Genomic DNA, 21807 nt, shown 5'->3' with positions numbered 1-21807 from the left:
ACGACCGCCGTTGAAAACCACACACGACTCGAACGCCCGCGCCTTCGCGAAGTAGTACGTCACTTGCCAAGTCGGACGTCGGGACCGTCCGGTTGCCTCCCCGGCCCAAGGGTGGCGCAGATCACAGCGAGGGCCATGCCACCGAGCAGGAAGAGGTAGGAGCCGCCTCCCGCGCCGAACAGGAAGTCCCCTTCGGGTCGGCCCGCGGTGCACAGGATTACGGCGATCATCCAGCCGGCGGCGGGCGCGACCGCTCCGGCGCGGCTGTTCGCGGCCCGGGCGCCGCCGAGGAACAGCCCGGCCGCGCCGGCGAGCGCGAGCAGCAGCCCGCCGGGGAACAGCCCGGCCTGGACGAGCGCACCGGCGACACCGGTGACCGCGCCGAGGACAAGGAGCCCGAGATAGGCGGCGATCCGTCCGGCGGAGGGCGGCTGGAGGGGCTGGGCGAGCATCGAACCGGGACCGGACATCAGACGGCCTCCTCGACTCCGGCGACTCCGGCGACTCCGGCGAACAGGTCGGTCTCCCTGTTCTGTACCGGTCCCCCGTGGCTCCCGCGCACCAACTCGTAGTACTCGGTGGTGAAGAGGGGCTGGGCCAGTTCGTTGGAGAGGGCGAAGTAGCGCTCGCCGGGGGCGACCTCGATCTGGGTGGCGTGCGCGCGCATCGCGGCGGCCTTTGCGGGCGCGTACGCGGTGCCGTCGATCGCGGTGGTGATCCGCTCGTCGTCGACGACTCCGGGTACGTCGGCGACGGCCGCGCTCTTGGTGAAGGGGAGCGTCGGCAGCTCCTTCCGGAGCCGGTCGAAGGCGGCCTCGGCGACGGAACGCGGGACGCGGTTGTAGTAGACCTTGGGGACACTCCAGCCGGCCCCGCCCTCGACATCGGCTCCGGCCGCGAAGTCCACGGCGCGCAGGGCGACCCGGTGGGCCTGGATGTGGTCGGGGTGGCCGTAGCCGCCGTTGTCGTCATAGGCGACGACCACGTGGGGCCGTACCTCGAGGATCACCTCGGCGAGCGCGGCGGCGGCCTCGTCGACACTCGCCTGCCAGAAGCAGTCGGGGTCGTCATTGTCGGCGATCCCCATCATCCCGGAGTCGCCGTACCGCCCCACCCCGCCGAGCAGCCGGAAGTCACCGACGCCGAGTGCGGCCATGGCGTCGGTGAGCTCGCGCAGCCGCTGCTCGCCGAGGGCGGCGCCGGTCAGATGCCGCAGCTGCGGCGGAATGACCTCGCCGCGCTCCCCGAGGGTGCAGGTCACCAGGGTCACCCGGGCACCCTCGGCCGCGTACCGGGCCATGGTCGCGCCGTTGTTGATCGACTCGTCGTCCGGATGCGCGTGCACCAGGAGCAGCCGCCGAGCGGACAGTTCCGTCATGGGACCACCCTACGAGGCGACAGCAGCCCGGCGGTCACCTCCCCGCCCGCCCGTCACCCCTCGTCGTCGAGCACGTGGGCGATGGCGAGCGCGATCCGCTCGACCCAGTCGATGGCGTCGTTCACAGCGGCCTCGTCGATGGGACGGCGCTGCTCGAGGTCGCCGTCGATCAGGTCGGCGTCGTGGGCGATCTTGTTGCGCCGTTGGGTGATCTCCAGATAGCGGCTGCGAAGCGTCTTCTCGTTGCGTGAGGTGCGGCCCTGGAAGAACGTCTGGTTGATCCATCCGGCGGACAGGTACCAGACCTTCTTCTCCGTGACGAGCTTGAGCACCTCGGAGATCTTTCCGGGATGCTGGAGGGACTGGGCCGCGAGCTTGTCCCGCAGGTGCTCGACGACGGCCTCGGGAAGGGTGACGTCGCCTCGCCGCACCGCCTCGACCCTGTGCAGCGGCAGTTCGTACACGCGCAGCTGGTGCGGCATCTCGGGGCTGTCCTTGGCCGCGAGCTCGGCGACCCGGCGCAGGACCTCCTCATGAAGCCAGTGATCGATGGCGGCGACGGCCTGCACCCAGGCAGCCCGGTAGAAGTCGTCGATGTCGATCCTGGGCGACTTGAACGGGGTCAGCATGCGGCCCGCCTCGACCATGCGCCTGGCGTACGACAGGTTCGTCATGAACGCCTCGAACTGACGCGTCTGCGGTCTGGGAACGGCCACCGGTAACCCCCGAGGAACTCTCCGTCACGATCTCTACGTGCACGATTCCCGAGCGGCGCGGGGGTCAGTCAAGAGGGAACGGGCTGTTCAGAGGAAGGTGACCGATTCCGGTCCTTCGCTTTCCGGATCACGCCGGTCCCGCTGGGGAGCCGTCGGACCCTGGTGGGACAGGGCTCGACGGCTCCCCCAGGGCTCAGGCGTCGTCTTCCGGCTCGGTGAAGATGCCCTCGGCGGAGGCTGCGGTGACTGCGCGGGTGAGCCAGGTGCGCAGAAGGTCGGGGTCGTCGCAGGCGGTGATGCGCTCGCGGATGTCGTCCGGGACGTCGAGTCCGCGGGCTTGCAGGACGAGCAGGATGTCCTCGGCACGACCCTGCGCGCGCCCCTCGTCACGGATCTCTTCGGAGATCGACGACTTGTAGAAAGAAAGGTCCACAGCCACCAGGTTCCTCCAGAATTCCGCGGCCCGACGCATGCTGTCCAGGCCTCGTGTGGTGAGTTCGATAATCGGGTCGGCGACGGTCTCCGGCACATTCCGCAGAGCGGTGGACAGCGTCTTCAGTATCACACCGACGTCGGGATCCTTCGCGTGTGTGATGGCGGACAGCGCAGCCAGCGCAAGGTCGGCGCCGGCCTCGTCCGGGTCGGTGATGAAGGGCATGTTGTGCGGACCCGCCACGAGCGGGCGCAGTGTCAGCGCGGCCCACCATGCGGGGCCGATGGATACGGGTTGAGCGGCCCACTCGGCTGTGGGCCGATCCTGGCAGACCACCAGGAGCAGGGGTGGGGTTTTGTACTTCGTGTAGAGGAAGGACAGGTAGTAGGCCCAGCTTGCGGGTTTGTTCGCGTCCTTTGCGCTCTGTGCTTCGACAGCCAGCAGGATCGGGGCGTCGCCGTCGAAACGCAGCAGGGTGTCGATACGACGTTCAACGGGCTTGGCCTCGGTGAGATCGGTCGGCAGCACCGTGACGGACGTGGGCTGGATGACGGGGAGGCCGAGCACCTTGGAGACGCCCGCGAACAGTCCGGGGTACTCCTGGAAGATGCGGTGCATCGCCTCGTGGGACGAGTTGACCATGCGGTTCCTTTACTTGCTTGGTTGGGTTTTCAGCGAGCCGACGCCCGTGCCTGGCACTCGCGGCAACGAGCGCCCGGCTCGGGCGAGCGGAAGCCGCGGTCGCAGCCGTCGCAGTTGCGCACGGGGTGCCGGACGGCAGGTGGCGGAGCGGCAGGGGCGCGGAACGGGGGCGGGGGCGGCAGCAGCGCCGTGAGGCGGTGGGCCAGGAGCGCGGCCGGGCGGCGGGGCCCTTCGGGCGGGAGATCGGCGGTGAGCGCCTGTCGTACGGCTGTGGCACTGACGTCCCGCTCCAGCCACGCGGCGACGCCGGGGGCGAGGTGGGTGACGTCACAGACGGACAGGAGGAGGCGGGGGTCGTGGCGGCGGAGATCGGCGAGGAGGTCCATGGCCGCCTGAAGGAGCTTGGGGTGGAGGTGCGAGGGGCGCGGGACGGCGGGGAGGGGCTTGCGGGGTGTGGACCGCTTCGGTTTGGCCGGGGCGCCGGGCGCGTGGTCGGCGGTGGCTGTACGGCGGTGATGGCCGGGCTGGTTGCACGAGATCGTGCGCGTGACGATGCGCCCGCCGGAGACGCGCTCCCGCTCGCGTCGGAGGTAGCCGTGGTCCTCCAGTTCGCGCAGGGCGGCTGCGATACGGGTCGCGCCCTCGGTGAAACGGGACGTGAGGGACTTGATGTCGACCTGGGCGCCCTTGGGCAGCGACTGGATATGAACCGCCAGGCCGATGGCGACGAGGGACAGCTCCTGGTGCTGGGCGAGGTGGTTGCCGATCACCGTGAAGCGTTCGGTGTGCCGGGCGTTGTCGTGGACGAGGCCGCCGAAGTGCCGCCGATTCGGGTGTTTGTTGGCGACTGGACGGGACTGGGCGTGCGCGGGCGCGCTAGGGTTCTGCGTATCCATCGGGAAGGACTCATCTTCCTTGGTGGTCAGGCCCTCGCACTGGGATTGCCGTCCCGGCGGGGGCCGTCGCATTTCTGCGGTGTGTTGTTGCGCTGAGAGTAGGGCAGGCAATAGGCCGCGAATCCAGTCCAGTTGGCGATGTTCACTCGCGCGAGTGAGAAGCCCGGCGGGCGGGAGGGGTGGGGCTTGGTCGGGTCATTTCACCGCCGTGGTCCTTGGAAAAGAGACCGCCCCTCGCACCGAAGCACGGGCGATCGGGTTCCGGTGCGAGCTGCACTTCGGCCCAGACCGTTTTGCGCGGGCACAGCTCGGACGTCACTCCCCAGCGGTCGGCGAGCGCGTCGACGAGGAGGAGGCCACGACCTGACTCGGCATCCGCGGCGGGGTCCTGGAGAAGCGGCAGCCGGTCACCGTGAGTGTCCGTCACCTCGATCCGAAGGGTGCCTGCGAGGACGTACAGGCTGAGCCGGAAGTCCCGGCCGGGGATACGGCCGTGGACGGCCGCGTTGGCCGCGAGTTCCGCGACGATCTGCCGGGCCGGGTCCAAGGGGAGGCCCCAGGAACGGAGTTGCTCAACGGCAAGCAGTCGGCCGAGGCGTGCCCCGCGGGGAGTGGAAGACAGGAGCACGCTGAAGTCCCGGACGGGGCGCTCGGACCGGGCGTCGGGGGTGGCGGTGTCGTGGATCACGTCACTGAGAGTGGCAGTGATCACTAGCCGCAAACAGCGATCAGCCCCTTGCGTACGACGACTGTCAGGCGGCTGTCCGGCCGTGTCCAGGCTGTCCGCATATGGCGGGGTCCAGCAAGAACCTTCACGGATGCCTGTTTCGCGGATCACCTCACACGCGGTCGCGATGCTCGCTTACCGTCAATTGTGACGACGCCACTACGTATGGTGACCACCCGGTTCTGTCCAGCACTGTCCGGGCCGGTCGGCGTGGTGTGCACGGGTAGGGCGTCGTTGCCAGGACGTACGACGGGAGGACGCGGGATGACACAGGTGGACGGCGAAGCGGTACGGCTCAAGGGCGAGGCGGACGAGCCGGGTTGGGAGGTGGATCCGGATGACGAGTGGGGGCTTGCGGTCGTCGCGACGGTCGGGCGACAGGTGAAGCTGCGCCGGGAGGCGGTGGGGATGCGGGCCTGCCGGTTCGGGGAGGCCGTCGGGTACGGCGAGGACATGGTCTACAAGCTGGAGAGCGGGAAAAGGATCCCTCGGCCGGAGTTCCTGGACAGGGCGGACGAGGTGTTGGGGGCGGGTGGGTTGCTCTCGGCGATGAAGGAGGACGTGGAGAAGGTCCGGTACCCGAAGAAGGTGCGGGATCTGGCGGAGATGGAGGCGAAGGCGGTCGAGTTGCTCTCGTATGGCAACCACAATCTGCACGGCCTGCTCCAGACGAAGGAGTATGCGTGGGCGTTGCTGGGGACACGACGACCGGTCCCTCCGGAAGAGCAACTGGAGCAGGCTGTGGCAGCGCGCATGGCCCGGAAGACGGTCTTCGACCGCTCACCCGCCCCTGAGTTCAGCTTCGTCCTGGAAGAGACGACGCTCAGGCGGCCGGTCGGCGGCAACATGGTGTGGCGCGCACAGCTCGAACACCTGCTGGAGGTGGCACAGTTGCGGAGCGTCGAAATTCAGGTGATGCCGACGGACCGCTGGGACCACCCTGGTACCGGAGGACGGATCCAGGTGCTGAAGTTCGGCGACGGCGGCTGTCGGGCGCATGGACGACGAGTTCAACGGCCGCCCTGTCCACGACCCTAGGCAGCTCCGGATCCTCGAACTCCGCTATGGCATCATCCGGGCCGAGGCTCTGACCGCACAGGAGTCGCTGGCCTTCATCGAACAACTATGGGGAGAGACATGATGCAGGACCTGGTGTGGTTCAAGAGCAGCTACAGCGACAGCAGCAACCCGAGTGACTGCGTCGAGATCGCCACCACCCCCGCCACCATCCACGTCCGTGACTCCAAGCACACCGCCGGCCCCCGCCTCCAGCTCTCGCCGGAGGCCTGGGCCGACTTCGTGTCGTACGCGTCCGAAGGCTGACCCACAAGGTACGAGCGTCGCCCACTTTGTGTGCGCTGAGTCTCACGCGCCAACGAGGCGACCTGGGGTTTTGCTGACTGCCGTTGAGACTCAGCGCACACAATCGCCCTGCCCGAAGGGCCGACCTACTCGACCTCGGCTTCCGGTACGTCGACCTCGCCGCCGAGTGAGCGGGCGATGGCCGTGAACTCGTTCAGGGCGGCCTGGAGGTCGCGGACGATCTCCTCGGCGATCACCTCGGGCGGCAGACCGCTGTCGGCGTCTTCGAGGGCGGGGTCCTTCATCCACGTGATGTCGAGGTTGACCTTGTCGCGGGCGATCAGGTCCTCGTAACTGAACTTCTTGAACGGGCCGTTCTCGTCCTCCGATTCCACGCGGACCGACCGGGGTTCACCAACCCGGTACGCCGCGACGAAGTCGTCGAGGTGGGCGCGGGTCAACGGGCGCTGCTTGAGGGTGAAGTGCTGGCCGGTTCGGAAGTCGTAGATCCAGGTCTCGGTGGTGAGGGGCTTGCCGTCGGCGCGCGGGGGCTTCTTGTCGAAGAAGAGGACGTTCGCCTTGACGCCGCCTGCGTAGAAGATGCCGGTGGGCAGCCGCAGGATGGTGTGCAGGTCGAACTCGTCGAGCAGCTTGCGGCGGACCTTTTCACCGGCGCCGCCCTCGAAGAGGACGTTGTCCGGCAGGACGACAGCAGCACGACCGTTGATCGCCGTGAGCGACATGATGTGCTGGAGGAAGTTCAGCTGCTTGTTCGTCGTGGTCGCGGTGAAGTCGTCGCGGTCGTACTGGATGTCCTCCTTCTCGACCTCGCCGTCCTGGCCGATGACCGTGATCGCGGACTTGCGGCCGAAGGGAGGGTTCGCGAGGACGAGGGTGGCGTGCTTGCCGCTGGGCTTGTCGGCGAGGGCGTCACCGACGTGGATGAGGCTGGGGCCGTCGCTCTTGCCGATGCCGTGGAGGAGCATGTTCATCGCGGCGAGGCGGGCGGTGGCGGTGACGAGTTCGTTGCCCCAGATCTTGCGACCCTCGTCGTAGGCCTTCCGCTCGTCCAGCGACATCTTCTTCATGTGGTGGTCGCGGATGTAGGAGTGGGCCGCGATGAGGAAGCCGCCGGTGCCGCAGGCGGGGTCCGTGATGGTGTCGTCCGGGCCGGGCTGGACGACGTCGATCATGGCGTCGATCAGGGCGCGCGGGGTGAAGTACTGGCCGGCGCCGGTCTTGGTGTCGGATGCGCCCTTGGCAAGCAGGCCCTCGTAGGCGTCGCCCTTGAGGTCCGTGCCGGTCATGGCCCAGTCTTCGCGGCCGATCAGCTCGACGACCAGCTTCTCCAGGAGCGCCGGCTTGGTGATCCGGTTCTGGGCGTCGGCGAAGATCGTGCCGATGGTGGTGTCGGGCTTGCTGCGGAGGTGCAGGAGGGTGGCCTGGTAGTGCTGCTCCAGGGCGGCGCCGCGCTTGCCGACGAGTGACTTCCAGTTGTAGTCGGCGGGGACGATGGCGCTCATGTCCTGGCCGTCCCACGGGTCGTTCTCGATCTCGTCGACCATCTTGAGGAAGAGCAGGTAGGAGAGCTGCTCGACGTACTCGATGGTGGACATGCCGTTGTCGCGGAGGACGTTGCAGTAGTTCCAGAGCTTGGAGACGAGCGTGTTCGTCTGGGCAACGGCCTTGGCCGTCTCGGCGGCTTCCGGAGTGGGCTGCGGGGCGTCTGCGGGGGCGGTCACAGGTCGAACTCCTGCTGTACGGCGAGGGCGGGGGCGGGGGTTGGTTCTGGGGCGGCGGGCATGGCGACTCGGGGTACGGCGGCCTTCTTTCCGGTGCTCCTGCGGGGGCGCGTGGCCCTGGGTTGCGCTGCGCGCTCGGCGGCAACGTGGGCCAGAACAGCGGATGCGTCTTCATCTGCTGGATCCTGGGAGACCAACTGGCCGGAGAACGCACGGCGAAGGAGAGCCCTGCGTAGCGCGCCCGCCCGTGCCGCAACGCGCTCCACCTCGCGCGCCGCTCCATCAAGCGCCGTCAACAGCTCGTCCGCGCGCTCCGCCAGCGATTGCTGCTCGTCCTCCGGCGGCACAGGGACCTTCACGGACAGCAGATCTTTCTGCGAAATGTTTCGCATGGAGTCCTTGCTACCAGTCGCCCTAGCCGTAATCTGCCGACGAACCAAGGGGGCCGACAGTACGGTAATCAGCCAGTTGCGATTCACGCCTGACTTGGGTACCAGTCTCAGACTTTTATCACTGAGCAGGAGTCGGGTTCTTGTTTGACGAACGAGAACCGGAGCGCCTACATACTCAGGCGTATTTGCGCGACTGACAAGGATGTCCCCCACCCTGATTTCGTGGCGGGCATCGATCTCTCGGCCGACCGGAACCGCTTTCTGCTCTTCTTGCCGGAACTCGCCCCATGTCATCGCGCTCACCTTGATTACACCCCACTCCTCATCGAGAGCAGGGCGAGGATCACACCGGAATGATTTGCCAGCCTCCACACGTTCGATGACGTCATCAAGTTCACCCCAGCGCCAACCAGTCGGCAGATCTCCATTGGCATGGATGAGGGCGTCCCGGAACGCACCGCTCAAATGAGGCTTCCGGTGTCTCACCCTCTTGACTGTGGCCTCGGCTGCGTCCAGCCTTGGCAATTGCTCTTCGAGGGCCTCAACGATGCGGTGCTGCTCCGCGAGCGGCGGCAGCGGCACCGGCACCTCGCGCAACCGCTGCTGCGGAAGATGTTTGATGGTGCTGCCGGTGGAGAGCTTGGCCAGCTTTCCCGCGCTGGCGGCGTATTCCAGGTAATAGCGCAGGTACCTGTTATCCAGCGCCCGCGAAGGGCGTACACGGTGAAGTGCCTTCTGGAACGCAATCGGCTCATCCTTGTGCCAGATGGCACAGCGTCCGACCTCTCCGCCTTCACAGACGACCAGGTCATCCTTGGACACCATGAACCGGGAAAGGTCATCCGGCTCGATGTCCATCGTCAGCAAGTCATCTGTGTCGATCTGGCCCCACTGCACATTGACATTCCGCAGGTACGGAGTCGGATGCAGGCCAGTGGACTGCTTCTTGTCCAGCATCTTCCCTAGCGCTGTGTCGGCTACGTCTCCCAGCGCCGCCCAGGCCCACCCCGCCGGAAGCTCCCTCTCCCCATCCACGCTCACGCTCAACCCAGTTCCCGATTCAGCTCATCCAGCAGTTCCAACGCCTTGTCCTTGTCCCCGAACGCCCGCATGAAGCCCCGGCCTCCGCCGCGCTCAGTGAACGGCGCGTGCCCGAAGTCTCCTGGCTCGATGCCGATGTCGTTGACGATGGCGTCCTTTATCCGCTCCAGCCACCACACCTGCTCCTCGGTGAACTCCACGCCCGCCTGTCGCTGCCGCAGCAGCCAGCCCTCGAAGCGCTCCTCGACCACCGTACGGTACGGGCGCAGCTCGGCGTCCGCGCCGAGCTCGTAGCGGATGAGCCGGACGAGGTCACCCAGGCCCGCCTCCTTGCCAGGGCCGGCAGCCGCCTTGCCGAGCTGCTCGTAGTGGTCCCAGAGGACGCTCGTCGTCCAGGCGCGGTTCGTCGCGCGGATCTTGCCCGCGAGCTCTTTCAGCGCGTCCCGTGCCTCGTGTGGGCTGACACGGGCCCCGCTCCCCAGCGCGACCCGGATCGCCGCGTTCTCGTCCCGCTGCTCCTTCTCCAACAGGGAGTTCCACTCGGCGAGTTCCTTGCGGGCTCTCTCCTCGCGCGGTATCTCGCGGATCTCGGTGACACGGACCTCCGTCGTCTCGTCGTACGTCAGGTCCTGCTGGTGGCGGATCTCCAGGATCAGTTTCCGGAGCTCCGGACGGGAGGTCAGCGGGGCGACCGCGTCCTGGACCAGCTTCCTGGCCAGTTCGGCGCCGCCCTCCCGGCGAGCCTGGTCCTGGGTGTCCACATCCACCGCGTCCGTGATCCTGCGGGCGAGGTCGGCCAGGCTCACACCCCCGGACGTCTGAGCGAGCAGGCCCTTCTCCTCCTCCCCCAACTGGCGCTCGATGCGGGCCAGGCGGCGCGCGAGCGTCTCCGCCTCGTCGGCCGTCAGGGACCGTGTACCGGCCTTGTCCAACAGCTTCGCCAGGGAGACGCTCTTCTCCCCCGCCGGGATCAGGGGGCGGGCGTCCACCAGAGGGGAGTCCGTCACCCCCACCGCGTCGATCAGGACGAAACGGTCCTTCGTGAGGTCGGGTGCGGCGTCCGGCGTGACCGCCTTCAGCTCGTCCGCGTCGATCGAGCGGGCGCCCCGGCCCTTCATCTGCTCGAAGAGGACCGGGCTCTTGATCGACCGGAGGAAGATCACGCACTCCAGCGGCCTCACGTCCGTGCCCGTGGCGATCATGTCGACCGTCACCGCCACCCTCAGACGGGGCGAGTTGCGCAGGTCGTTGATGAGCGCGTCGGGGTCGTCGCCGTTCTGCCGCGACCTGTACGTGATCTTCTTGGCGAACGCGTCGCCCCGGCCGAAGACCTCCTTGACCTGCTTCAGCACCTCTTCCGCGTGATCGTCTCCGGCCGCGAAGACCAGAGTCTTCGGGAGGTCCACTCGCCCCGGGAACCACCGCTGCCAGTTGTTCTTGTACGTCGTCAGCACGGCCCGGATCTCGTCCTCGGTGATCACCGAGCGGCCGAGCTGCGCGGTCGTGTACTCGAAGTCCTCGTCGAGTTCCTCGTAGCGCTGGGCGCGGGTCTGGCGGTCGCGGATGCGGACTGTCGTACCGGCCTCTATCTTCGCGCCGCCGTCCTCGCGGAGGGTGGTGTTGACGCGCACGACGTCGAAGTCGACGTTGACGCCGTCGGCCACGGCCTGCTCGTACGTGTACCTCGACACCATGTTGTTGTCGAAGAAGCCCTTGGTCTGGCGGGTCGGCGTGGCCGTGAGGCCGACCAGGTGGGCGTCGAAGTACTCCAGGACGCCGCGCCACAGGCCGTAGATCGAGCGGTGGCACTCGTCGATGACGATCACGTCGAAGGACTCGATCGGGACGTCGGGGTTGTACTCGACCGTGATCGGCTCGTCCGCCGCGTAGGTCTCGTCCAGGTTCGAGGCCTGCGCGTCCGCCTGCGCGTCCTCGCGGTCCCCGGCCTCCGCCTCGTTCGACCCCGTCGAACCGTCCGGCAGTTCTTCGCCCTTGAGCAGCGCGTACATCCGCTGGATCGTCGAGATGACGACGGCCGACGTGTCCTGGAGACCGCTGCGGCCCAGCATGTCGACGTTGTAGAGGTCGGTCAGCTTCCGGTTCTCGTCGGGTGTGCGGTACTTGTCGAACTCGGCGTGTGCCTGTCTGCCGAGGTTGTTGCGGTCGACGAGGAACAGGACCCGGCGGGCGCCCGCGTGGCGGAGCAGGCGGTAGGTCTCCGTGACGGCCGTGAAGGTCTTGCCGGCGCCTGTGGCCATCTGGATGAGGGCACGGGGTCGGTCGGCGGCCAGGGAGACCTCCAGGCCCGCGATGGCCTCCACCTGGGCCATGCGCAGGCCGTGGGTCTCCAGGAGCGGCATGCTCGCGCGGAGGGCCGCGCGGAAGGTCGGGGCCTCCGGTTCCTCGTCCGTCCGCTTCATCCAGGTCGCGAGCGTCTCGGGACGGTGGAAGGCGAAGACCTCACGGGAGCGGGCCTCGGGGTCGACGCGGTTGAGGAAGTACGTTTCCGCGCCCGTGCTGACGTACCGGAACGCGAAAGGTTCGTCCCGGCGCCATACGGCCATCGCGTGTTCCTTGAGCACACCGGCCGCGTACCGCTCGTTCTGACCGAGCGCACCGGCGAGCGCGGTTCCCTCCCGCTTGGCCTCGATGACGCCGACGATCTTTCCGTCGACGTAGAGGACGTAGTCGGCGCGGCCGGTCGCCAGAGTGAACTCCTCGATGGCGACGCCCCGGCCCGCCAGCGGGTTGGCCTCCGCCTTGCTCTGGATCAGCCAGCCCGCCCTGGTCAGCATCGCGTCGATCTTCTTGCGCGCCTGTACCTCGTTGAGCGGCGCGGGGCGCTGTGCGCGCTCGACGATGGCCTCGCGGGCCGCGGAGGCGACCTTGCGCGGCCGGAGGCGCTCACGGTCGTACCGCTGCTGGTGTGCGGCACGCAGGTCCGCGACCTGGGCCAGCAACTCCTCGATCTGGGCGGTGTACGCCGACTCGGACTGCCGCACGTTGGCGATGAGCGCCTCCGCCTCGGCACGGGCGCGCCGCTCGGCCTCCAGACGATCGCTGGTCTCGGACAGCCTGACGCGCGACTCCGCCAGCGCCCGCCGGTGCCCCTCCAAAGCCTCCTGAAGCTCCGCGATCTCCTCGGGGTCGGTGGAGGGCACATCGGCCGGGAGCGTCGGCGGGACGAAGGCGGACACCGTCCGCGTGCCGCCCATGGCCCGGTCGAAGAGGTCACCCAGCTGCCAGCACAGCTTCAGCGCTTCGAGCGCCTTGGTGGTGTCGAAGAGATGGTTGTGCGCGGCGTCGTTGCGGCCCCGGCGCAGCTTGTCGAAGGCGTCACGGCTCCAGCCGACGAGGACGCCCGCACGCGTGAGCGCGTTGAGGCGGTCGAACTGGGTCGTGCCCTCGACACGCGTGCCCGTACGGGTGACGAACTCCTCGGCCAGCACCTCGCCGAACTGGCCGGCGCTCACGTACGCGGCGTTCGGGTTGGTCAGGACCGTGAGTTCGGCCTGTGAGCCGTAGATGGCGAGGAGGGGCTGGTAGCCGTAGAGACGCCCGAAGTTGGGCGAGGCCTTCGCCAGCTCCCGCAGCCGATCGTCAGCGTTGTGTCCGTTCACGCGCCCCGCTCCAGCCCAGCACTTGTCCCAGATCCGTCAAGCTTACGGATCCAGATGCGGGGAAGGCGCGGACTACGGCGGCGAAGGGCGAGCTCCGGTCAACCGCCCACCGGAGCCCCCGTGCCGACGCGCGTCAGAAGGCGAGCGTCAGAACTTGATGCTGCCGATCATGCTCGCCACGCTCGTCGTCAGATCGTTGATCGTCCCCGCCATCGTCGAGGAGGCGAGGTAGAAGCCGAGCAGCATGCAGACGACCGCGTGACCGCCCTTCAGCCCTGACTTCTTGATCAACAAGAAGACGATGATCGCCAGCAGCACCACCGCCGAAATCGAGAGTGCCACGGCGGCTCACCTCCAAGAACCCGGGAACGTGGGGGCAAAACAGAGCGGGGTAACTTGTAAATCCATACAACTGCCAGCAGGTTCATACCCACAGTGCGCTAGTGATCATAACTACGAGTACGTGCGCATCTCGCGGCGCACAGCCGCACAAGGGGGCGCATGGCCAATATGGTCGGGGGATGACGACCGAGTCCGACTCCTTCCCCCGCCGCCACGCCCGCACCCAGCGTTTCACGCTCGGCGCGCCGCGTTCGTTCACGGTGGCCCCCGACGGCTCCCGGGTCGCGTTCCTGCGCTCCGGTTCCGGCACGGACCGCGCGGGTGCCCTGTGGGTGCTCGATCCCGCGGATGGTGCGGAGCACCTGGCCGCCGATCCGCGTGCCCTGCTCGGGGGTGCCGTGGAGAACCTCTCGCCCGAGGAGCGGGCACGCCGTGAGCGCAGTCGCGAGGGCGGGGCCGGGATCGTCGGCTACGCCACCGACGAGGCCGTGGAGCTGGCCTCTTTCTCGTTGTCGGGGCGGCTTTTCACGGCCGAGCTGCGGGCCGGTACGGCGCGGGAGATCCGGGTGCCGGGGCCGGTGGTCGATCCCCGTCCGTCCCCTGACGGGCGGCTCGTCGCGTATGTCGCCGGGGGCGCGCTGCGGGTCGTGGGCGCCGAGGGAGAGGGCGACCGGGTGGTAGCGGAGCCGGAATCCGACACGGTTTCCTATGGATTGGCCGAGTTCATCGCGGCCGAGGAGATGGCTCGTTCGCGGGGGTTCTGGTGGGCTCCGGAGTCGGACCGGCTACTGGTGGCGCGGGTGGACGACACGCCCGTGGAGCGGTGGTGGATCTCAGATCCCGCACAGCCGAAACGTGACCCACAACACGTGCCGTATCCAGCTGCTGGGACGGCCAACGCGGAGGTCAGGCTGTTCGTTCTCGGGCTGGACGGGGTACGCACGGAGGTCCTCTGGGACCGTGCGCGGTATCCGTATCTGGCACGAGTGCACTGGTCAGGGTCGGGTGCGCCGCTGCTTCTCGTCCAGGCGCGGGATCAGCGCAGCCAGCTGTACCTGGCGGTGGACGCCGAGTCCGGGGCGACCCGGATGGTGCACGCCGACGAAGATCCGATTTGGCTGGATCTTTTCCCCGGGGTGCCGTGCTGGAGCCCTTCGGGACAGTTGGTCCGGATCGCCGACGAGGGCGGTGCGCGGGTCCTCGCGGTCGGCGAACGTCCACTGACCGGAGCACAGTTGCACGTGCGGGCGGTGCTGGACGTCACCGCCGACGACGTGCTGGTCTCGGCGTCGGCGGGTGCGGAGGCCGAGCTGCCGGAGACCGGCGAGGTGCATGTCTACCGCGTCAACGAGCTCGGGGTCGAGCGCCTCTCCCAGGAGCCCGGCGTGCACTCGGCGGTGCGCGCCGGGGGCGTGACCGTGCTGGTGTCGGCGGCGCTCGACCGGCCCGGGAGCCTGGTGCGGATTCTGGGGGACGGGAAGCAGACGGCGACTGTCCGGTCGTATGCGGAAGATCCCGGTCTGTCCCCGCGCGTGCAGCTCACCGAGGGGGGCGCACGACGGATCCCGTGCGCCGTGCTTATGCCTACGGACTACCCCAGTGACACCTCGCAACCCCTCCTTCCGGTTCTGCTGGACCCCTACGGCGGCCCCCACGGCCCCCGGGTCCTCGCCGCGCACAACGCGCATCTGACCTCGCAGTGGTTCGCCGACCAGGGCTTCGCGGTGGTCGTCGCCGACGGGCGGGGCACCCCGGGCCGCTCCCCCGGCTGGGAGAAGGCGATCCACCACGACTTCACCGTCAGCCTCGACGACCAGATCGAGGCGCTGCAGGACTTGGCCAAGTCCCACCCCCTGGACCTGACCCGGGTCGCGATCCGCGGCTGGTCCTACGGCGGCTGGCTGGCCGGGCTCGCGGTGCTGCGCCGCCCGGACGTCTTCCACGCGGGCATCGCGGGCGCCCCGGTGACCGACTGGCGGCTCTACGACACCCACTACACCGAGCGCTATCTCGGTGACCCGGCGGCCAACCCGGAGGCGTACGCGAAGAGTTCGCTCGTCACCGACGAGGGGCTCTCCGCGCCCGCCGAGCCGCACCGGCCGCTGATGATCGTGCACGGCCTCGCCGACGACAACGTGGTCGTCGCGCACGCCCTGCGGCTGTCCTCGGCGCTGCTCGCGGCGGGCCGGCCGCACGAGGTGCTGCCGCTGTCGGGCGTCACGCACATGACCCCGCAGGAACAGGTCGCGGAGAACCTGCTGCTGCTTCAGGTGGACTTCCTGAAGCGTTCGCTGGGGCTCGCGTAGGCAAAGCAACGGGCCGGGATGACATGGCGCATCCCGGCCCGTTTACGGCACCCGCACGGCCGTACGCTGTTCAGACTGACGCGTCCGTATATCGGAATCGGGTCAGCCGAGTTGCCTGCGTGTTAACGCAATTGCTGTACATATGTGCGGTTATGGGACCCGATTTCCATGATCGGCCCCTGCGAAATGGCAGGCCGAGGCGTGCGCGGCGGGGCCACCGGCGTCCCGGAGGGTCTCCGGGACGGCCAGCTCCGGCACCTCCTGCGCGCACCGCTCCCGCGCCTTCCAGCAGCGCGTACGGAAGCGGCAGCCCGAGGGCACGTCCGTCGGGGACGGGACGTCACCGGTGAGGATGATCCGCTCCCGCCGTTCGCGTGCCTCGGGGTCCGGCACGGGGACCGCGGAGAGCAGCGCCTGGGTGTAGGGGTGCGTCGCATGGTCGTAGATCTGCTCGTCGGAGCCGGTCTCCACGATCCGGCCGAGATACATCACCCCGACCCGGTCCGAGATGTGCCGGACCACCGACAGGTCGTGCGCGATGAAGAGGTACGACAGCTCGAACTCGCTCTGCAGCCGGTCCAGGAGGTTGACGACCTGCGCCTGTACCGAGACGTCCAGCGCGGACACCGGCTCGTCGGCGACGATCACCTCGGGGCGCAGGGCGAGGCCGCGTGCGATGCCGATGCGCTGGCGCTGGCCGCCGGAGAACTGGTGGGGGTAGCGGTTGATGTGCTCCGGGTTGAGGCCGACCACGTCCAGCAGTTCGCGGACCCTGCGGCGCCGGTCGCCCCTGGGGGCGGCCTCGGGATGGATCTCGTACGGCTCCCCGACGATGTCGCCGACCGTCATGCGCGGGTTGAGGGAGGTGTAGGGGTCCTGGAACACCATCTGGATGTTGCGGCGAACGGCCTTCAGCGCCCGGCCGGACAGCCTGGTGATGTCCTCGCCCTTGTAGCGGATCCGTCCGCGCGTCGGCCGCTCCAGGCTGACCAGCAGCTTGGCGACCGTGGACTTGCCGCAGCCGGACTCGCCCACGATGCCGAGGGTTTCGCCCTTCCCGAGCGCGAAGTCGACGCCGTCGACGGCCTTCACCGAGCCGACCCGTTTCCCGAACAGGACGCCCCGGGTGAGCGGGTAGTGCTTGTACAGCCCGCTCACTTGGAGAATCGGCTCAGCCATGCAGGCACTCCCTCCAGAAGTGGCAGGCGCTCCTGCGGTCCTCGTCCACCGGGTGCGGCGGCGGTACGTCGGTGCGGCAGACGTCCCGGGCCACCGGGCAGCGGGGGTGGAAGGCGCAGCCGGGCGGGATGTCCATGAGGTTGGGCGGCAGGCCCCGGATGGCGTTCAGCTCGCGGCCCTTGCGGTCGAGGCGGGGGACGGAGTCGAGGAGGGCGCGGGTGTACGGGTGCGCGGGGGCCTTGTAGAGGTCGTGCACCGGGGCCGACTCGACGATCCGGCCCGCGTACATGACGGCGATGCGGTCGGCGACGTCGGCGACCACGCCCAGGTCGTGGGTGATGAGGACGAGGCCCATGCGGTACTCGCGCCGGAGTTCGGCGAGCAGGTCCATGACCTGGGCCTGGACGGTGACGTCGAGGGCCGTGGTCGGCTCGTCGGCGATGATCAGGGCCGGTTCGAGGGCGAGCGCCATCGCGATCATGATGCGCTGGCGCATACCGCCGGAGAACTGGTGCGGATAGTCCCCGACCCGTTCCCTCGCGCCCGGGATGCGGACGCGGTCCATCAGTTCCACGGCCCTGGCCCGCGCGTCCTTGCGGGACATGCCCCGGTGGACGACGAACATCTCGCCGAGCTGGTCGCCGACGGAGACCACCGGGTTGAGGGAGGACAGGGCGTCCTGGAAGATCATCGCCATCTCGGCGCCCCGGATCCCGCGGCGCTCGTCCTCCTTCATCCTCAGCAGGTCCCTGCCCCGGAAGAGGACCTCGCCGCCGGTGATCCTGCCGGGCGGCACGTCGAGGATCCCCATCACGGCCTGCGCGGTCACCGACTTCCCGGACCCGGACTCCCCGAGCACCGCGAGCGTCTCCCCCGCGTCCACCGCGTAACTGACCCCGTTGACGGCCCGGGCGACCCCGTCCCGCGTCCTGAACTCCACCCGCAGGTCCCGCACTTCAAGCAGCATCGCCGCGTCACCTCAGCTTCGGGTCGAGGGCGTCGCGGACCGCGTCGCCGAGCATGATGAAGGCCAGGACCGTCAGGGCGAGGGCGCCGGAGGGCCACAGGAGGGCGTGGGGGGCGTTGCGGACGTACGGGGAGGCGGCGGAGATGTCGATGCCCCAGGAGACGGTGGGGGGCTTCAGGCCGACGCCGAGGTAGGAGAGCGTGGCCTCCAGGGCGATGTACGTGCCGAGGGCGATGGTCGCGACGACGATCACGGGGGCCACCGCGTTCGGGGCGATGTGGCGCAGGAGGATCCGGGAGTGGGAGGCGCCGAGGGCGCGGGCGACCTGGACGTAGTCGTGCTGTTTCGCCGTGATCACCGAGCCTCGGGCGATCCGGGAGATCTGGGGCCAGCCGAGCAGCACCATGAAGCCGATGACCGGCCAGACGGTGTCGCTGGTGACCACGGAGAGCAGCACCAGCCCGCCGAGGACCACCGGGATCGCGAAGAACACGTCGGTGACGCGGGACAGGATCGCGTCGCCCGCGCCGCCGAAGAAGCCCGCGAGGCCGCCCAGCAGGCTTCCCAGGACCGCCACCCCGAGCGTCGCGAGGACGCCGACCGTGACGGACGTACGGGCGCCGTAGACCGTGCGCGTGTAGACGTCGCAGCCCTGGCCGTCGTAGCCGAAGGGGTGGCCGGGTCCGGAGCCCTGCTGGGCATGGGCGAGGTCGCACTTGAGGGGGCTCTCCCAGGTGATGGCCGAGGGCCACAGGGAGATGAGGACCAGGAAGAGGATGATCAGGGAGGAGGCGAGGAAGACCGGGTTGCGGCGCAGGTCGCGCCAGGCGTCGGACCACAGGGAGCGGGGTCTGCCCGTCGTCCCGGTGACCGGGGCCGGCGCTCCCGTGGCGGCCTTCTCCAGCGGCAGCGGCTCCCCCACCGTCAGCCCCGGCGCCGCGATCTCGCCCTCGGGCTCCAGTTCAGGCATAGCGGATCCTCGGGTCGAGTACGGCGTACAGGAGGTCGACGAGCAGGTTCGTGACCAGGAAGACCAGCACGAGGACGGTGACGAAGCCGACCACGGTCTGGGTGTTCTGGCGGAGGATCCCCTGGTAGAGCTGGTAGCCGACGCCGTGGATGTTGAAGATGCGCTCGGTGACGATGGCGCCGCCCATCAGGAAGCCGATGTCCGCGCCGATGAAGGTGACCACGGGGATGAGGGAGTTGCGCAGCAGGTGCCGGGTGACGACCCGGCGGTGCGGCAGCCCCTTGGCGACGGCGGTACGGACGTAGTCGGCGCGCCGGTTCTCGGCGATCGAGGTCCGGGTCAGCCGGGTGACGTACGCCAGGGAGACCGAGGCCAGCACCAGGCCGGGCACGAGGAGTTCACCGAAGCCGGCGTCCATGGAGACGGAGGGCTTGATCAAGCCCCACTCGACGCCGAGCAACAGCTGGAGCAGCAGACCGGTGACGAAGGTGGGTACGGAGATCACCACGAGGGTGGCCACCAGGACCCCGGTGTCGACGGGGCGGCCCCGGCGCATCCCGGTGATCACGCCGAGCGTGATGCCGATGACGATCTCGAAGAGGATCGCGACGACGGTCAGCCGCGCGGTGACGGGGAACGCCGTCGCCATCAGCTCGGTCACCGGCTGGCCGTTGAACGCCGTACCGAAGTCCCCGGTGAAGACGTTCCCCATGTAGGTCAGGTACTGCTGCCAGACGGGCCGGTCGAGGCCGAACTCCCGCTTCAGCTGGGCGGTCGTCGCCGCGTCGCACTGCCGTTCGCCGCACAGGCCCGCGACGGGGTCGCCCATCACGTTCACCATCACGAAGATCAGCAGCGTCGCCCCGACGAACACCGGGACCATCTGCAGCAGCCGCCTTACGACGTACCGCCCCATGGCGGGTCAGCCGACCTTGATGTCGGTGTAGACGGGGACGGAGAACGGGTTGAGGCGGACGTCGGAGAGGCGTTCGCCGTAGCCGCCCGTGCCGTTCTGGTACCAGAGCGGGATGGCGGCCATGTCGTCCCGGACGACCTCCTCGGCCTGCTGGAACAGCCGCACGGCCTTGGCGGTGTCGGTCTCGGCGTTCGCCTGGTCGACGAGCCGGTCGAACTTCTCGTTGGACCACTTGCCGTCGTTGGAGGGGGCGTTGGTGTAGTAGAGCGGCTGGAGGAAGTTCTGGATCAGCGGGTAGTCCATCTGCCAGCCGGCCCGGAAGGGGCCGCTCAGCTTCTGCCGGGTGGTCCTGTTCCGGTAGTCGGCGAAGGTGCCGATCGGGCTGCCGACACAGGCCTTGTCGTCGCCCAGGACGTTGTTGACGGAGTTGCAGACGGCGTCGACCCACTGCTTGTGCGATCCCGCGTCCGCGTTGTACGTGATCTTCACCTGTCCGCCGGGCAGTCCCCCGCCCTCCTGGATCAGCTCCTTCGCCCGGACGGGGTCGTACGTGCACCACTCACCGCACAGCCCCTTGCTGTCGCCGCCCTTGGTCCCGAGGACCGGTGACGTCCAGTCCGTCGCGGGGACCCGTGTCTTCTGGTAGATCGTCTCGGTGATCCGGTCGCGGTCGATGGCCATGGACAGCCCCTTGCGGACCTTGTCCATGCCTGCCTTGCCCCACTCCTTGTCGTAGTAGGGGAAGGCGATCGTCTGGATGATGCCGGCGGGCTGGTTGAGATAGCGGCCGCCGAGGTCGCCCGGGGCGTTCCTGAGCTGGGCGGCGGGCACGTCGTCGGTGAGGTCGAGGTTGCCGGCCAGCAGGTCGGTGTAGGCGGTGTTGGGGTCGGTGTAGACCTTCAGGGTCACCCCGCCGTTCCGCGCCTTGTCGTCCCCGGGGTACGCGTCCCAGCGGACGAGGTTCATCTGCGCGCCCCGGGTGTACGAGCGGATCGTGTAGGGCCCGTTGCCGACCGGCTTCTTCAGCCAGGCCTCGTGGTCGTCGAAGAACGCCCGGGGCAGCGGGGAGAAGACGGCGTAGCCGAGGGTGTCCGGGAAGGACGAGAACTTCTGGCTGAGCCGCACGGTGAACGTGCGGTCGTCGACGACCTTCAGCCCGGAGAGGGTGTCGGCGGTCTGGGTGCCCGTCTCCGGGTGGATCCGGTCGTAGCCGTCGATGTACTTGAAGAACTCGGCGGCTTTCTGGCCGTTCTTCAGGCTCGCCCCGTAGTTCCAGGCGTCGACGAACGAACGCGCCGTCACCTTCTCGCCGTCGCTGAACGTCCAGCCGTCCTTGAGGGTGATCGTGAAGTTCTGCGAGTCCGGCGTCTCGATGCTCTGCGCGAGCATGTTCTGCGCCTGGGCGGTCTCGGGGTCGTACCGCTTCAGCCCGCGGAAGATCATGTCGAGGACCTTGCCGCCCTGCACCTCGTTGGTGTTGGCGGGCTCCAGCGGGTTCTGCGGGTCGCCCCAGGACGAGGTGAGCACCGCGCTGCCGTCGCCGCCGCCGCTGCCTCCGCCCCCGCAGGCCGTCGCCACGAGCGCTGCCGCCACCGCGCATGCGGCCCACCTGGCGTGCGTGGCTCCACGCATGGATGCCTCCTCTTGACTGCGCCTCGACTGCGCCGGACCCGGAAACGCCTTGATCCTTTACCAGTCAATATCGGCACATGGTGGCTTCCCTGCACTTTCACCCCACCCGTACGGGTTCAAAGGGGCGTCAGACGGATGACCCTGAACGAGAAGCAGCGGCGGCTCAGGGGTGGCCGGCGACCAGCTCGGCCTCGAATCCGTCCGTGTTCTCCAGGTAGGCGGCGTAGTGGTCGGGGCCGCCGGCGTGCGGGTAGCGCTCCGCGAACAGCGGAGTCCACCCGTGGGCCGGTCCCTCCTCCGCCAGCGCGTCCACCTGGGACCGGGTTCCGGCGTGGAACGCCAGGTGGTTGAGGCCCGGCCGCAGCCGGTCGTGCCCGGCGCCCTCCCGCAGCGCCGGGGACTCCTCCACGACGACGTAGAGCGTGCCCTGCCGCCAGCTGCGGCCGCGGTTCCACTCCTGGTACGGCTCCCAGCCGAGCCGGCCGAGCAGCCAGCCCCATTCGGTCACGGCCCTGCGCAGGTCGGGGACCCACAGCTCGATGTGGTGAAGCACCGGCGTCCTCTCTCCGGAAAGCACAACGGCCCGGCACCTCTCCGCGAGGTGCC

Annotated in this window: 18 protein-coding genes and 1 pseudogene; 3 read left to right on the top strand and 16 right to left on the bottom strand. The window is 68.7% G+C overall.

Going from position 1 to position 21807, the window contains the following annotated elements; translation table 11 throughout:
* Positions 1 to 59: 59 nt before the first annotated feature.
* From ACLZN2_RS05530 to ACLZN2_RS05505, 6 genes are all read right to left on the bottom strand, one after another.
* Positions 60 to 470: a DUF6113 family protein gene (locus ACLZN2_RS05530; protein ID WP_416977219.1), complete on the bottom strand. Its 411-nt coding sequence runs from the start codon at positions 468 to 470 to the stop codon at positions 60 to 62.
* Entirely contained in the window at positions 470 to 1378 is a 909-nt protein-coding gene (gene mshB, locus ACLZN2_RS05525) for an N-acetyl-1-D-myo-inositol-2-amino-2-deoxy-alpha-D-glucopyranoside deacetylase (RefSeq protein WP_416977218.1), read from the bottom strand. The genes ACLZN2_RS05530 and mshB overlap by 1 nt, the downstream gene beginning before the upstream one ends.
* Before the next feature lie 53 nt (positions 1379 to 1431).
* A complete protein-coding gene (locus ACLZN2_RS05520; protein WP_416977217.1) occupies positions 1432 to 2094 on the bottom strand; it encodes a hypothetical protein in 663 nt (220 codons plus the stop codon).
* Between the two features lie 193 nt (positions 2095 to 2287).
* Positions 2288 to 3169, bottom strand: a complete 882-nt coding sequence (locus ACLZN2_RS05515; protein WP_416977216.1) for a hypothetical protein — start codon at positions 3167 to 3169, stop codon at positions 2288 to 2290.
* Positions 3170 to 3198: 29 nt separating this feature from the next.
* Positions 3199 to 4065 (bottom strand): helix-turn-helix domain-containing protein, encoded by an 867-nt coding sequence (locus tag ACLZN2_RS05510; protein WP_416977215.1) that lies wholly within the window; start codon positions 4063 to 4065, stop codon positions 3199 to 3201.
* Between the two features lie 142 nt (positions 4066 to 4207).
* Positions 4208 to 4753, bottom strand: a complete 546-nt coding sequence (locus tag ACLZN2_RS05505) for an ATP-binding protein (protein ID WP_416977214.1) — start codon at positions 4751 to 4753, stop codon at positions 4208 to 4210.
* A gap of 303 nt (positions 4754 to 5056) precedes the next feature.
* Here ACLZN2_RS05505 and ACLZN2_RS05500 point away from each other — a divergent pair.
* Both ACLZN2_RS05500 and ACLZN2_RS05495 read left to right on the top strand, forming a co-directional pair.
* A pseudogene (locus ACLZN2_RS05500) lies at positions 5057 to 5933 on the top strand (helix-turn-helix domain-containing protein).
* Positions 5930 to 6115, top strand: coding sequence for a DUF397 domain-containing protein (locus ACLZN2_RS05495; RefSeq protein WP_416977213.1), 186 nt, complete (start codon positions 5930 to 5932; stop codon positions 6113 to 6115). The pseudogene ACLZN2_RS05500 and the gene ACLZN2_RS05495 overlap by 4 nt, the downstream one beginning before the upstream one ends.
* 125 nt (positions 6116 to 6240) lie before the next feature.
* Here ACLZN2_RS05495 and ACLZN2_RS05490 read toward each other — a convergent pair whose 3' ends face one another.
* The 4 genes from ACLZN2_RS05490 to ACLZN2_RS05475 all read right to left on the bottom strand — a co-directional run bounded on the left by ACLZN2_RS05490 (position 6241) and on the right by ACLZN2_RS05475 (position 13231).
* Positions 6241 to 7836, bottom strand: a complete 1596-nt coding sequence (locus ACLZN2_RS05490) for a type I restriction-modification system subunit M (RefSeq protein WP_416977212.1) — start codon at positions 7834 to 7836, stop codon at positions 6241 to 6243.
* Positions 7833 to 9263: a restriction endonuclease subunit S gene (locus tag ACLZN2_RS05485; protein WP_416977256.1), complete on the bottom strand. Its 1431-nt coding sequence runs from the start codon at positions 9261 to 9263 to the stop codon at positions 7833 to 7835. Before ACLZN2_RS05485 ends, ACLZN2_RS05490 begins: the two co-directional genes overlap by 4 nt.
* Positions 9264 to 9271: 8 nt before the next feature.
* Entirely contained in the window at positions 9272 to 12889 is a 3618-nt protein-coding gene (locus ACLZN2_RS05480) for a DEAD/DEAH box helicase family protein (RefSeq protein ID WP_416977211.1), read from the bottom strand.
* Positions 12890 to 13036: 147 nt separating this feature from the next.
* Entirely contained in the window at positions 13037 to 13231 is a 195-nt protein-coding gene (locus ACLZN2_RS05475; RefSeq protein WP_055635483.1) for a hypothetical protein, read from the bottom strand.
* Between the two features lie 179 nt (positions 13232 to 13410).
* Here ACLZN2_RS05475 and ACLZN2_RS05470 point away from each other — a divergent pair, with 179 nt between their 5' ends.
* Positions 13411 to 15537, top strand: coding sequence for a prolyl oligopeptidase family serine peptidase (locus ACLZN2_RS05470; RefSeq protein ID WP_416977210.1), 2127 nt, complete (start codon positions 13411 to 13413; stop codon positions 15535 to 15537).
* 150 nt (positions 15538 to 15687) lie between these two features.
* Here the strand turns inward: ACLZN2_RS05470 and ACLZN2_RS05465 are convergent, their stop codons facing one another.
* From ACLZN2_RS05465 to ACLZN2_RS05440, 6 genes are all read right to left on the bottom strand, one after another.
* Entirely contained in the window at positions 15688 to 16716 is a 1029-nt protein-coding gene (locus ACLZN2_RS05465; protein ID WP_416977209.1) for an ABC transporter ATP-binding protein, read from the bottom strand.
* Positions 16709 to 17683 (bottom strand): ABC transporter ATP-binding protein, encoded by a 975-nt coding sequence (locus tag ACLZN2_RS05460; RefSeq protein WP_416977208.1) that lies wholly within the window; start codon positions 17681 to 17683, stop codon positions 16709 to 16711. Before ACLZN2_RS05460 ends, ACLZN2_RS05465 begins: the two co-directional genes overlap by 8 nt.
* 7 nt (positions 17684 to 17690) lie before the next feature.
* Complete coding sequence (locus ACLZN2_RS05455) at positions 17691 to 18653, bottom strand: ABC transporter permease (protein ID WP_416977207.1); 963 nt, start codon at positions 18651 to 18653, stop codon at positions 17691 to 17693.
* Complete coding sequence (locus ACLZN2_RS05450; RefSeq protein ID WP_416977206.1) at positions 18646 to 19569, bottom strand: ABC transporter permease; 924 nt, start codon at positions 19567 to 19569, stop codon at positions 18646 to 18648. Before ACLZN2_RS05450 ends, ACLZN2_RS05455 begins: the two co-directional genes overlap by 8 nt.
* 6 nt (positions 19570 to 19575) lie before the next feature.
* Positions 19576 to 21201 (bottom strand): peptide ABC transporter substrate-binding protein, encoded by a 1626-nt coding sequence (locus ACLZN2_RS05445; RefSeq protein ID WP_416977205.1) that lies wholly within the window; start codon positions 21199 to 21201, stop codon positions 19576 to 19578.
* Between the two features lie 163 nt (positions 21202 to 21364).
* A complete protein-coding gene (locus ACLZN2_RS05440; protein ID WP_416977204.1) occupies positions 21365 to 21754 on the bottom strand; it encodes a VOC family protein in 390 nt (129 codons plus the stop codon).
* Between the last annotated feature and the right edge of the window lie 53 nt (positions 21755 to 21807).

The organism is Streptomyces sp. T028, assembly GCF_048159505.1.
Classification (GTDB): domain Bacteria; phylum Actinomycetota; class Actinomycetes; order Streptomycetales; family Streptomycetaceae; genus Streptomyces.
Note: the sequence above shows the minus strand (reverse complement) of the source record. Positions and strands in the feature narration are given on the sequence as shown.